The organism is Sphingobacterium sp. GQ94 (genome assembly GCF_059758715.1).
In genome coordinates this window covers 55,825-69,590 of record NZ_JCAXEC010000008.1, presented here as the reverse complement: position 1 = coordinate 69,590, position 13,766 = coordinate 55,825, and the positions used below count along the sequence as shown (strand labels likewise).

Annotated in this window: 9 protein-coding genes; 3 read left to right on the top strand and 6 right to left on the bottom strand. The window is 36.5% G+C overall.

What is annotated here, in order from left to right:
• Positions 1 to 330 precede the first annotated feature (330 nt).
• From AC6CHH_RS09185 to AC6CHH_RS09160, 6 genes are all read right to left on the bottom strand, one after another.
• Positions 331 to 1,638: a dicarboxylate/amino acid:cation symporter gene (locus tag AC6CHH_RS09185; protein ID WP_498282048.1), complete on the bottom strand. Its 1,308-nt coding sequence runs from the start codon at positions 1,636 to 1,638 to the stop codon at positions 331 to 333.
• Between the two features lie 157 nt (positions 1,639 to 1,795).
• Entirely contained in the window at positions 1,796 to 2,506 is a 711-nt protein-coding gene (locus AC6CHH_RS09180) for a tetratricopeptide repeat protein (protein WP_498282046.1), read from the bottom strand.
• A gap of 275 nt (positions 2,507 to 2,781) precedes the next feature.
• Complete coding sequence (locus AC6CHH_RS09175; RefSeq protein WP_498282044.1) at positions 2,782 to 4,035, bottom strand: hypothetical protein; 1,254 nt, start codon at positions 4,033 to 4,035, stop codon at positions 2,782 to 2,784.
• A 10-nt stretch (positions 4,036 to 4,045) separates the two neighbouring features.
• Entirely contained in the window at positions 4,046 to 5,494 is a 1,449-nt protein-coding gene (locus AC6CHH_RS09170) for a RagB/SusD family nutrient uptake outer membrane protein (protein WP_498282042.1), read from the bottom strand.
• A 2-nt stretch (positions 5,495 to 5,496) separates the two neighbouring features.
• Positions 5,497 to 8,622: a SusC/RagA family TonB-linked outer membrane protein gene (locus AC6CHH_RS09165; RefSeq protein ID WP_498282040.1), complete on the bottom strand. Its 3,126-nt coding sequence runs from the start codon at positions 8,620 to 8,622 to the stop codon at positions 5,497 to 5,499.
• A 118-nt stretch (positions 8,623 to 8,740) separates the two neighbouring features.
• Positions 8,741 to 9,118, bottom strand: a complete 378-nt coding sequence (locus tag AC6CHH_RS09160) for a hypothetical protein (RefSeq protein WP_498282038.1) — start codon at positions 9,116 to 9,118, stop codon at positions 8,741 to 8,743.
• A 345-nt stretch (positions 9,119 to 9,463) separates the two neighbouring features.
• Between AC6CHH_RS09160 and AC6CHH_RS09155 the strand changes: the two genes are divergently transcribed.
• The 3 genes from AC6CHH_RS09155 to AC6CHH_RS09145 all read left to right on the top strand — a co-directional run bounded on the left by AC6CHH_RS09155 (position 9,464) and on the right by AC6CHH_RS09145 (position 13,674).
• Entirely contained in the window at positions 9,464 to 10,027 is a 564-nt protein-coding gene (locus tag AC6CHH_RS09155; RefSeq protein WP_498282036.1) for a hypothetical protein, read from the top strand.
• Between the two features lie 99 nt (positions 10,028 to 10,126).
• Positions 10,127 to 10,918, top strand: coding sequence for a hypothetical protein (locus AC6CHH_RS09150; RefSeq protein ID WP_498282034.1), 792 nt, complete (start codon positions 10,127 to 10,129; stop codon positions 10,916 to 10,918).
• 2 nt (positions 10,919 to 10,920) lie between these two features.
• Positions 10,921 to 13,674, top strand: coding sequence for a COG1470 family protein (locus AC6CHH_RS09145; protein WP_498282032.1), 2,754 nt, complete (start codon positions 10,921 to 10,923; stop codon positions 13,672 to 13,674).
• Positions 13,675 to 13,766 lie beyond the last annotated feature (92 nt).

The following is a 13,766-nucleotide window of genomic DNA, read 5'->3' as shown; positions in this document are numbered from 1 at the left end:
TTGAGAGCTAGGTTAGGCAATTAATAATTTAGGTCAAAAATAAAATTGTGTTGTTAAGTTAATATTAATATATCGATATCTTCCTAATTTTTTAAGGAAATAATCTATTTTAACATCCAAAAATTAATTTTTTTAAACATAAAAAAAATGACAAACCTACCTTTTATGCTCTTCAAAAATACAAACGATTCACAAATAAAATAAATAGATTAGAGCCGTAAGAGAAGAGAACGCTCTAATTATTTAAACTAAAAAGGCCAATGGTTTTATATTAAATGGAGTGTAAGATAAGAAGTATTTTTCTTCATGCCTAGATAGCTATTTACCTAGTTATTCAAAATCCTGCCCCTGTAAAACCTCATCCAATTGTGCAGTATCCAGTTGTCCCTCCCATTTTGAAACAACAATTGTAGCAACCGCATTTCCGATAAAGTTTGTTAACGCCCGGCATTCAGACATAAATTTATCTACCCCCAATATCAAAGTCATTCCAGCTATTGGTACTTCTGGAACAACCGCTAGAGTCGCCGCCAAAGTAATAAATCCTGCACCTGAAACACCCGCAGCACCTTTGCTACTCAGCATAGCAACTAGGACAAGCAAAACTTGTTGTTCTAGCCCCAAGTTAATGTCACATGCCTGAGCAATAAAAAGAGCAGCTAGGGTCATGTATATATTCGTCCCATCCAAATTAAACGAATAGCCGGTTGGAACGACTAACCCAACTACAGGTTTAGCACAACCAGCATGTTCCATCTTATCCATCAGAGAGGGTAAGGCTGATTCACTGGAACTTGTAGCGAGAACAAGAAATAACTCCTCTTTTAAATATTTCAATAATTTTAAAATGCTAAATCCATTATACCTAGCGACAGCTCCCAAAATGACCAAAATAAAAATCAGAGCGGTAGCATAAAAAGTCCCCACAAGAAATAACAGATTTGTTAAGGAGTCGATACCATATTTACCTATTGTAAATGCGATTGCACCAAATGCACCAATGGGAGCTAATTTCATCAACAAGCCAACAATCTTAAAGATCGGGAAGGCCAATGCTTGTAGAAAGTCATAAACTGGCTTACTTTTTTCTATGGTTAAGGAAATTCCTATCCCAAATAATATGGCTGTGAGCAGAACTTGAAGAATATTGGTGCCGCTCAAAGGGCTAATTAACGTTTGAGGGATAATCCCCATCACAAATTTCTTCAAACTGGTATCTTTCGCCTCAGAGATATAATCGGATACGCTCGCAATATCCAAAGTAGCCGGATCGATATGTAGACCTTTTCCAGGTTGCACTAAATTACTGACCAGCAAACCAAGGATTAAAGCAAGTGTCGAAAAAGTAATAAAATAAGCTAAAGATTTCCCGGCGACTCTTCCTATTTTTCTAGTATCTCCCATCGAGGCTATACCTGTAGAAACCGTAATAAAGATAACCGGAGCAATAATCATCTTGATCAGTTGAATAAAACCATCACCTAATGGCTTCATGCTCTCGCCAATTTCTGGATAATAATGACCAAGCACGACTCCCACGACAATCGCAAAAATAACCTGGACATACAATTGTTGGTAAAATTTTAAATTAGGAACGGACTTTTTAGCAGCTTGGTTTGATGGTTGATCAATTAACATAAATAGCACTTAGGAAATAAAAAAATAGGCTCCGGTAAAAGGAGTTCAATCAAAAAACAACGTTATAATTTAGTATCAATTAGTGAATATAGCATATCCCTCCAAAGAAAGGCCTAAAAAAGGTAATTATTTACGATTTTTCGGAAATAGATCATCTCTATCTCGGACATTTCTGCATCAGGAACTTTGTGTAATTTTCCGAAATTGGATTTCCCCCTTGCGATTTACATTCCTCATAATACTTCCATGCATTCTGACAATCTCCTTTATTTAAGTAACATATAGAAAGTTTGTAAGTCGTATTTTGGTTCTTTGAATCTATTTTATAAGATTTTAATAATTGACCTATTGCGGCCTCTAGGTTGGCTTGTGCTTGTTCATTGTCATTAGCTTGCAGGCTTTGATACTGGGCCATAAAATACGATCCATAATCGGTTAACAGGTGCGTATTATCTGGGTTTATAGAAAGCCCTTCTTCGTATTGTGCTTTTGCTTTCTGGCGGTCTCCCAACGTCATATACACCCCTCCAAATCCCCAGTAGATATCTGTATTGGTTGAATCAAGCAGATAGGCTTGGTTAAAACGGTACATCGCTACCTTCAAATCAGTATTTAAATAGCGGAAGCCAGCTTTTATAAGTTTATCTGAGGCTTCTCTAGGTGTGAAATTTTTTAAAACGCTACCAATGAATTCTTGATCCATTTTATTTTGAGTCTCTGTTTTTTTGATATGCCCATATTTTGGCTTAAGCCTTGTATTGGTTTTTGCTTCACTTTCCCATTGATCAATGGTCATTTGTTGAGCTCCTACCATCAAAACAAAAAAAGTAGAGAAAAACAAGAAAAAGCCTTTGATAGCTAGTTTCATAAAATATATATTATCGGATATAACTTAAATAGGACATCATTTAATTTAAAAAAAAGAAGAAAATTCATAAAAACTGATTATAGGGAAACTTAAGTTAACGAATTGATTAGTTAAAAGTAAATAATAATTAGCGGAATGAAAAATCACCCTATTCATCCCCGTTAAACGAGTAAAGGATGGATCAGATTTGCTTTTCTATATATAGTTTTCCAATCTAGTTACTCACAGAATACTCAATTCTCGAGAATTGAGTATTCTGACAATATATAAATTAACTAATTCTTGAGAGCCCGCTCTAAAAAATACTCGACAGGGTAATATGCCATCCTTAATTTTGGGCTACCCTGTTTTAAATCAATCCATGTAAAATAGACCCGATCATCTACAATTTCCATCTGTGGAAATCCTGTTTTCCTGTTTGCAGAAATTTTTGTCACCGATAATTTGGTCCCCTTTTTACCTGAACTGTTAACAGCCTGGGCATATAAGTAAGTATCTCCTCCCTTTGATTCCATCCAGCTAACAATCGCCTTATCTTGGTCAAGTAATCGCAGATCTACTCTACCCAAAACCTCAAAATCACTAACCACAACTGGTTTATTAAAAGTCTCCCCGCCATTTTTAGAAAAAACAACCTGGACTTTTGACTTGCCATTAGCGCCAGTAAACCAAGCCACAGCTAATGAATTTTTTATTGCATCTGATTTTGGACCATTCACCGGACATCCCTGAATAAACCAATTATCCTGATGTATAGGTTTAGGTTTAGTCCATTCATCTTTGACCTTGCGGACGATCACAATATCTCGAATATCATCAGCAGAACAGTCTCTGTAGATCACCACAGGACCATTCACGGTCATACTCGTTGTAGTCTGACAACAGGTGCATGCCATTTCATCGATTATCCGTTCTTTAGAAATATTTCCGTCAAAATCAACCTGAGCAACACGCACATTCATCGCTCCTGAATGGGTATGAGAATGGTCGTGCCCCTGATTTTTTAGCATGTTTCTCCCATCTAACCAAGTAATAAAAAATGTTGAATCAGAATCCGGAACAATACTCACAAAACCATGTTCAGTATCTGTGTGGTCTTTGTTTAACAGCATATAATCGCTTTGCTCCTTCTGATTTATGCCAGCTAAGTTGTAATAAATATCATAGGCCATTCGATTTAACCCTTTATTATTTAGATAAAAACTCATGATTTTGTTCTGATTGACCGAGATACCTGGATAATCTGCCCAATTGATGAACCAGTTTTCCCCAGTTGCTAATATTTGCCCATCTGTCCATTTATCGTGTTGGTAGCTTGCATAACGCATTATCGAATTCGTCCCGGAGACAGTATCGATCCATGAAAGATATACGATTCCGTTCTCGCTAGTTAAATGCGGAAGAATGGCTGAAGTGTGTTCAGGTAATGGAAATTCTCTAGGTCCAGTCGACTTCTCTTGTTCTGGTGCGCATGAAACCAAAATGCTTAGAAAGTATAAAAAACCAATTTTTTTGCTTAAAGAATACATAATGATAAAATTAATAGCCAATTGTTTGTGTCATCCCGCTAGCTGCAATTTCATCTGCTGGAATGGGATATATTGTTTTTGGTGAGAAACTGGGGAAATTCAAATTATCCCGACTTAGGCCGGTATTGATATGATCCCGCTGCAATCTTATTATTGGTTTTGCTGTACGGATTAAATCGTATATTTCATGCCCCTCTAAGGCCAACTCCTTTCTCCTTTCGGCAGCAATTCTCCCTAATAGCTCCGTGCCAATTTCTGTTGCTTTGTCTTTTTGATAATTGAGTGTTCGTCTTTTGATGACGCTATTCAAATACATCTGGGCTTGTTGGTCATGGTTAGCTTCTCCCATTGCACATGACTCTGCGGCGATCAAAAATATTTCAGACAACCTAATCACCGGAATATTATGCATACTTAGTCCTGCACCATCGCTACGATTGATATATTTCACAAAAGATGCTTGATTTCCCTCCTTGTCTTTTACCAGAAATTTTGCCCGAGGGTCTCCCGCATATTCAGTTAAAAGTTCACTAAAACTCTGCGTTGCCAAAATGTCTCCTTGTCCACCTTTACGGAAATCAAACTGAGCTCCCAATCCATTACTACCCGAAGAATTTTCATTGTCGACCTTTAGCGTGAATATGGACTCAGAAGTAAAGTCTGCGAAAATGTATTCATCAGCGCTCATTAGTTTTTCTTCGGGCATCTTCTCCATCACTTTCTTTGCGTATTCTAAGGCTTTGTCCCAGTCTTGTTTATATAAAAAAACACGAGACATTAACGCCTGAACGGCAAGCTTATTCATGTACTTCGAATCTTCCGGAGATAATGGCTTTTCTAAAAACAAGTCTTCTGCTTTTTTTAAATCCAATAAAATCTGTGCATAGGTCTGCTCTAAATTGCCTCGCTCAATCACCTGTTCTGATGGATTCAATTTTAAAGGAATTCCCTGAGATCTGCCATTCTCTTTAATCCATGGGTAAGCAAAGGTTCTGGCCAAATCAAAAAACACCATGCCTCTGAGCGCATAGGTCTCTGCTTTAATCTGTTTCCGCAATTCATTATCTCCTGAGACTTGATCAATGTTAGCTAGAATCAGATTTAGGTTCCCAATCGCTTTATAACATTGCAACCATAGTACTGAGGCGCTACCAGTATTATTGGCGCTCTCCTGATAACGATATTCTATTTGTTCATAATTTCTTGGATTGAAAACCGTTTGGACAAAACGAAAATCAGGACTTTTTACTGCAGAGCGCTTATAAAGTACTCTTCCTAAATAATTACCATTAGAAATCTCGTTATAGGAGCCCGTCAAGAGTGCTTTTAGATTGTCCATTGAATGAATTACCAAATCCTCAGAAATAATATGATCGGGCTTAGGATTCAAGAATTCCTTATTGCATCCAACTAAGAAATACGAGAGCAATAGTATTATTTTAATAGTTTTATAGTTCATGATTATATTTTAAATTGAAGGCCAAGCATTATGCTCCTCGAGGTTGGAGTCTGAAATAGATTGACGCCATTATTAATAGCCTCTGGATCATAGTCATCCAATTGAGTCCATAGAAATAAATTATCTCCTTGAATATACAGGATACCCTGTTGAAAGAATTTAGTATCTGGGAGGCTGTAATTAAGACGCATATTGCGTATTTTTAAATAATCCGCCCGATATAAATGTCTAGTGGAAACATCATTGGAAAAACTGGTGTTTCCGTTAACCCGAATTGGAATCTGTGAGTCTGGGTTTAACGGGGTCCACGGCTTCAATTGTGCCTTTGTACTTGTAAATTGCGGTAAAAAGCCATCATCATCCCTTTTAAAAGCTGTCCAGTCGTATGCTTTTGCACCCAATCCATAATTGATTAAAATGTCTAGACTGAAATTTTTATAATTGAATTGATTTAACAGTCCGCCCTGAATTTTTTGAAGTGCATTACCAAAAACAGCAAAACCGGCTTGTTCAGCATTCGTAGTTTTTTCACCAGTTCGCTTTCCTTCTTTTAGAACATAATATTCTGCAGCACCGTTGGTTGAATTTACTCCAGCATAATCCCTTAAATAAAATGAATTTAAACTCTCTGAGACTTTACTCGCTATTGGATTTTGTCCATTTGAGGCCGAGTATGTTGGCAGTAAATCGGCAGGCAATCTGTTCAATTTATTTCTCAGATGAGTCGCATTAAACTTAATATTCCAAGAAAAATTCTTTCGTACTATCGCATTATATTTTAGACTGAATTCCCATCCTCGGTTAGCCATTTCGCCATAATTTTGCAGCTGACTGGTAAAACCAGTTGTCAAGGAGACTGGTATATTCAACAATAAATTGGTCGTTTTCTTATGAAAATATTCAATCGTAAAACCCAATTGATTCATCAGTTGTCCATCTAAGCCAACGTTTGTGTTTTGGCTGAGTTCCCAGGATAAATCCGGATTAGCCAGCTGACCATAGCTTAGTCCGGATTCGGCAGCATAAGATTTCCCGGCTGTCGTGAAGTAAGCTAATGAAGCGTAATAGTTTGGAGGTTGATTTCCATTAGTTCCATAACTAACTCTCAATTTTAAATAATTCAATAGGCTAGTTTTCAGGAAACTTTCTTCCGAGAGCAGCCAGGCTCCGGATATTGACCAAAAATCGCCCCATTTAGCCTGTTCTCCAAATCTTGAAGAACCATCTCTTCTAACGCTCGTCGACAGAAAATACTTCTCTCGAAACCCATAATTCAATCTACTGAAGTAAGACAATAAAGAATAATTTTCTGAATGGCCATTCCAAGACCATAATGTTCCAATACTACTCGAGGAGAGTAGCTCACTATCCAGAATATCATAACCAGAATTATTTATGGATTTCATCTTCGATTCTTGGGCCTCGAAGCCAAACAGCACATCAAAACTATGTGCTAAAATGTTCTTATTATAGGTAAGCAAATTAGTCGAACTATATTGTGATAATTCCCCCTGAGCAACATACAATGCCCCATTCCATTGCCCCCCACCGGCGCCGAAGACCTTATTATCATATAAAATTTCTTGCAGACTTTGATGATCAATTCCCAAGGTCGACTTTAATTTCGCCCCGTATGGGAGAGTAAATTCTCCATAGACTGATCCCCTGAGCCGCACATCTTTATTATTGTACTTACCAACTTTGATTACCCCAATCGGATTGGCGTTTTTCTCTATTTGATTTGGCAAATTGGCTAATCCCATATATCCATTCTTATCATATATAGGCGCTGCTTGTGGTAATACCCTTGCCATAAATAAAGGATTCAATCCTCCAACGTATTCTGAATCGTATTGTCCACTATTTCGATCGGATTTAGAAACCGATAAAGAAACCCCCATATTGAGCCATGATTTGGCCCTGTTCTCTAGGTTCAATCTTCCAGATTTTCTATCCAAACTAGATCGAATGACTGTTCCATTTTGTTTAAGGTATTCTCCAGATAAGTAAAATTGAGTTGTATGGGAACCACCTTTGGCTGATAAAGAATAATGTTGATTATTTCCATTGCGGTAAATAGCGTCAAGCCAATCAGAATGGGCATCTTGAGTCCCATAAATCGATTCATAATCCTTTTTCGCCATAGATGCGTATTTGGAATACAAGCTCTGATCCCTATACACCTTTAAATAATCAGCTTCTTCGTTATCTTGTATATATCTGTGAATTTGTCCCATTTTCCACAGATCTTTGAATTCTTGATTGTTGATAGTCTTTTCCTGTGTCAAATTACTGAGCAGGCCTGCATTGGCCATCACAGAAAGTTCGGTGTTTCCATTAAATCCCTTCTTGGTGGTTATGATTACCACTCCATTAGCGGCCCTTGAACCATAGAGTGAAGCGGCCGCCGCATCTTTCAAAATAGCTACGCTTTCAATATCATTTGAATTGATTGAGGAAAGTGGGTTTATTTGGTTGACCGAACCATTGCCTCCAATTCTTGAATTATTGTCGCTGTTAATAACAACTCCGTCCAAGACATAAAGAGGTTCTCTTATACCATTAATCGAGCCTATCCCACGAATCTGAACATTTGATCCAGCACCTGGCTGACCAGTTGTATACACATTAACACCTGGTACATTTCCTTGTAATGCGGTTTCAAAACTAGCTGATGCTGTTTTACGAAGATTATCCCCTTTTATTTGATCTAATGATCCTGTGAAATTTCTCGCATTTGCGGTTCCATAAGCAGTGATAACCAACTCGTCCATCTCATTTGACTTCTCGGTCAATTCAAGTTTGACTGTTTGGGTGTGCTTGAAGCTAATTTGTTTAGATTCATACCCCAGGGATGAAAATTTCAGAGTGTTATTTTTAGCTATTTTTATTGAGAATTCTCCTCTATTGTTCGTTTGAATACTTATAGAGGTTTGCATCTCCTGAACCGTTACATTCGATAGTGGGAGACCAGATTGACTTTCAACTACGCCATTTATTGTGATTTTTTCCTGTCCTATTGTGCCGAGCCATGAAGAGCAAAAAACGGGTTTAATAGAACTTAATGTCAATAATAGATAAAGACATATAATATGTTTTAGTCCAACAGGACTTTTGGAATTCAGCATATACATATAATTAGGTAGACTTATTTGATGACCTACCAATTGTTTAAGATTGGCAAAAGCGGACACGGGCAAAGCCCATAATCTTAACGCTCATGCTTAAATGTTGTAAACAGGAAGATTATATGAATTGCGGAGGGTGATAAGGATTATCTTGTGAGATATCGTAATATGCGATATAAACGTAATTTGAGACAGCACTGTCTTGACTTGCAGGTTCAGGAAAATCGAATTTAAATTTGAAGACCCAATCTACTTGGACCATTTTATTACCAGAATTATCTAAAGGAAGGCGTTCGGACTGTTGTTTTTCTTTTGCCTCAGCAATTTTTTTTGCTAAAAAACAAGTCCCATCACAGTGAAGCATCGGACGATCTTTGTTAATACAGAAATATTCTTTGATATAATCTAAATTAACAAAATAGAAAATAATAGGAAAGAATGGCTTTGATAAAACAAGCATGGCCATAGTTAGGATAAATATCTTTCCAAATTTCATGGTTAATCAAAATCGATTTAACACAAAACTAATTCTTAGATCTTTCAAAACAAAGAAATATTTCCAATTTTCTGTTCCACTAATTTTTGAGAATCGTATTCGCTGATACATTGGTGTAATTGATAGATTGATAAAGCACGTGTAGGTCCTTGCAAACGCTTCTTAAAGCAACAAATAAATTCAAAAATTACAGCGTGAATTGCCATTTTAAAACATTGATAAACAGATGTTTAAATATTTTTTTTCATTATTTGGAAATATTTATTTTTCTTCTATCGAAACTGCTCATTCTATTCGAGAAAATATGTGTATATTTCGTTGAATTAATTATTAAATTAAAAAGAGATGAAAAATATTCAACAAATATTCACTGTTCTTGCATTGAGCTTAACAGTGAATGCTTATGCGCAGGACTCAAACACAGACAACCACACGCTTACCATCAGTATACCCGAGGTGGCAATACTTGACGTAGAACCTGTGGCGACCAAAAATATAACTTTAGGTTTTACAGCTCCTAATGAGGCCGGACTTCCAATTGTGGCTGGTGCTGCAAATAGTTCGCTCTGGTTAAATTACTCTTCCATAAAATCTACAACAGACGCAACTCGAAATGTTTCCGTAAAACTTTCGGCCGCAGTCCCAGGAGTGGATATTCAATTGACTGCTGCTGCTGCCACTGGCCTCGGACAGGGTACACTTGGCACCCCTTCTGCTCAATTAACCTTAAGTACAGCAGATCAGACTGTAATTTCAGGGATAGGCAGTGCTTATACTGGCGATGGAACTTCAAATGGACACAATCTAACCTATGTATTAGCTCCAGGAAGTACTACTGGACTTTATGCGGACTTAGAAGCCACAGCAACGACTGTAACGACAGTTACTTACACAATTTCAGACAATTAAGAGGACGCAAACCAACATCTTAATAATCAAAGGGCAAAATACCTAAAGAGTAATTCTGCCCCTTTTTGCTATATCTAAAATTTACAAATTCACTGGAAAATGGCCAAATATCTTTTATTATTTATTTTATTATCCATATCCGCAGAAAATTTGCGCGCTGGAATTGTTATACTTAATGGCCTGACTCATACCTATCAAACCGAAAAGGGTCAAGTTTACAAAGGAAAAATCGAAATCCAAAACACTGGATCAAGTCCAGAGACGGTAAAGCTTTATTTGCAGGACCTCACGTATCAATATGATGGCAAAATTTTTTATACCGCACCGTCCACCAATAAAAAATCAAATACCAATTGGATCAACATCAACAATAATTTGATTAATCTGAAGGAAAAAGAAAAAACTGAGATTAATTATGAAATTATTGTGCCGGATAGTATTACCCAAGCAGGGACCTACTGGAGTACTATAATCGTTGAGCCCATAGAAGACATAGTCCCTAATGCCAACAGAACAGGTGTTCAGATCACATCCATTGTACGGTATGCAATTCAGATCATTACCAATTATTCCACAGAAAATCTAAAACCAGAACTTCTATTCAAGCAAATTGACGTGGATAGAACTGGTCAAAAAAAACTATTAAAGGTAGCACTGGCCAATCCAGGTCTTGTATTTTGTAAACCTGTCGTCTCCATTGAATTATACGATATAAAAAGTGGAGAAAAAATTAGCCACCTTTACAGTCAGTCCATGGGATTGTTACCTGGCACATCCAAATCCTACATTATAGATATCGATGGCATACCTGCGGGCAAGTACAAAGCAGTACTCTATGCCTCAGACCAAGATCAGAATACTTTTGCGCTACAAGTAGAATTAGAGATTTAAAAATGAATAGGTATTTCAGGTTATTACTTTTCCTAATTTTTCCGGTAATGATTCAAGCGCAAATTCAAAAAGGAAAAACGAACGAAAAAAAGGATAGTTTAAATCCTGGAACAGCTAGCTCCGTTTCTTTTATAATTGAAAATACCTCAACGCAAAAAAAAACATTTGATCTTTCCGTGCATACATCCGACGAGCGGATTATCCCCTTATTACAAAATAAAAATGTAAGCTTAAATGCCAAAGAAAATACTATTATCATAATTCCATTGATTATTTCTCCTGAGGCAGCCGCTGGTAAGAAAACAATTGCACTGTATTTAACGGAACAGATCAGCCAAAAGAAAACAAAGCAATCCCTAACGATTAATATCTTAAATATCCAAAATATTTCCTTAACAACCTTACAATGCCCGGAGTTTACCAAGGCAGGAGAGCTTATTAGCGCAACCATTTTATTAAAAAATAAAGGGAACACACATGAGACCTTGCACTTAAAAACTCGAAGTACTCTTGTTCAACAGGAACCCATCATAACAGTAGCCCCTGGTGAAGAAAAACTAATTACTATTAGTCATCAAAGTGATCCTAAAATAGGAAAAACACAAACGCATAATCTTGAGCTATCGGCTCAAACGACTGGCTCTACACCGCACACTTACATCTCCAATAATATGGTTACTATCATTCCTGTAGTACCAATCACAGATGATATTTATCAAAGATTCCCGATTTCAGGTTCTGTCTCATTTTATAGAATGAGTAATAAAAACATCTCTCAGCAAGGTTTTCAAGGTGAAATTTATGGAAATGGAACTCTCAGCAAAAAAAACAATGATGAGTTGGAATTCAGGGCCGTCTCTAAGAACCCAATTGAATTTAACTCCTTCACTCAATATGAAGAATACTTCATCAACTACAAAAGAGATAATTTCTATATTCATTTAGGAGACAAAGTGTATTCTTCATCTTTTCTCACTGAATACGCTAGATATGGACGAGGAGCAGAGATACGAGTTGATCTGGGAAAAATAACTTTAGGGAGCTTTTACAACAAACCAAGATTCTTTCGAGATATAAAAGACGAATTTAACCTATATTCAACCTATAATTTAAATCCCAATACCAGTTTTACGGTAGGTTATTTGTATAAATCTCCCCTAAAAGGTATAAACGAATTAAGGTTTCAGAACTATGATCTAGAAAGTGATGCGCATCTTCCATATCTGATAGCTAAAACCAGAGTCCTTGATAAAATAAATTTATTAGGGGAATTTGCTTTTAGCAATTCAGGAAATGATCAAAGCGTTGCTTATCGAATTCAAGGAGACGGTAATTTCAAAAAAACGAATGTCAATATTGGATATTTAGTCGCCAATCCTCGGTTTTCCGGGTACTACACCAATACCTCAATGATTAATAGTAACGTGAAATATAGCCTTTTCAAAAAGGTAGAAATTTTCGCCAATTTCAATAAAGATGCTAAAAATTTTCAACGAGATACCCTGTTGTATGCTGCTCCATATAGGACCGACATTCACTATGGCGTAAACTATCGGTATAACAAAAATGGAAACATCATTCTCTACAATGGTTATCAACGATATGAGGATCGCTTAACACCAAAGCAATTCAATTATGAGGAACTCTTTTTGAGACTCTCTCTTAACCAAAAAATAGGTGATTTTCAATTGAATTTAGAAAGTCAGTTCGGAAAAACAGACAACCATATTACAGGTTTCTCTGGGAATTCTAATTATTACACCGCAAACCTCGGATTTGATAAATACCATACCTCATTTAATATATTTGGAAGTCTAGCTAAAACCTCTAGGTATAAAGAAAAAAACCAGAGAAATGTATATTACGGGGCAAGAATTATGAGTACGTTGTCCTCAAAAAGCACATTAAATATCTTCTATCAGAACAATTTTATGCCTGAGGACTATTTCAGGGATAGAAATCAATTCGAAGTGCTCTTCAGACAAAAAATCCGGCAAACGCATTCCTTGGAATTATCGGGAAGATATATGCTCCAGCGAGGGGAGTTAGGGCACAAAGATTTCATTGTATCTTTACGTTATACGATGCAATTAAAATTACCTATTCGTAAGGTTGCCTCCTATACTGCTTTGCATGGGAAAATTAATAATTTGGGTGTAAAAAGAACCGATGGCATAAAACTAAATCTTGGTCAACATGTTTCTATTACAGATAGGCAAGGTAAGTTTATTTTCAAAAATGTAGTCCCGGGAGATTATTTCTTAGAAGTAGATCGGACAAGCCTCTCAATAAATGATATTAGTGATATCCCCATTCCAATCGAATTAAAAATTGATAAAAATAACCCAAACATGTTTAATTTTGGAATGACTAAGGCAGCAAAAATAATTGGTCAAATCAACCTTATAGATCCTGAAAAGGAGAATGTACAACTATATACAAAAAAACCAACCCATTCCAAGAAGGATCAAGTAGATTATGTAATTATTGAAATTTCCAACGGAACTCAAACTTTTCGAAAAAGAGCTGCCATAGGGACAGATTTTGATTTCACCTACCTCAGGCCAGGTAAATGGACGATCAGAATTTACCCAAATAATCTTGATAAACGTTTCCGAATACTAACCGATACATACGATCTGATACTAAAAGCCGGAGAAACCAAAGAAGTAGATATCGAAGTACAAAAGAGACAATTAGAAATCAAACATCAAAAACAGACAATAGAAATCGGATATAAGGGAGGTGCCGAATGAATTATATTCATCGAATTATACTCTTGTGTTGTCTAATTTTTCCTATAGGGGCATTTTGCCAAACGACGGGGTCTAGTACTATTGCAATTACT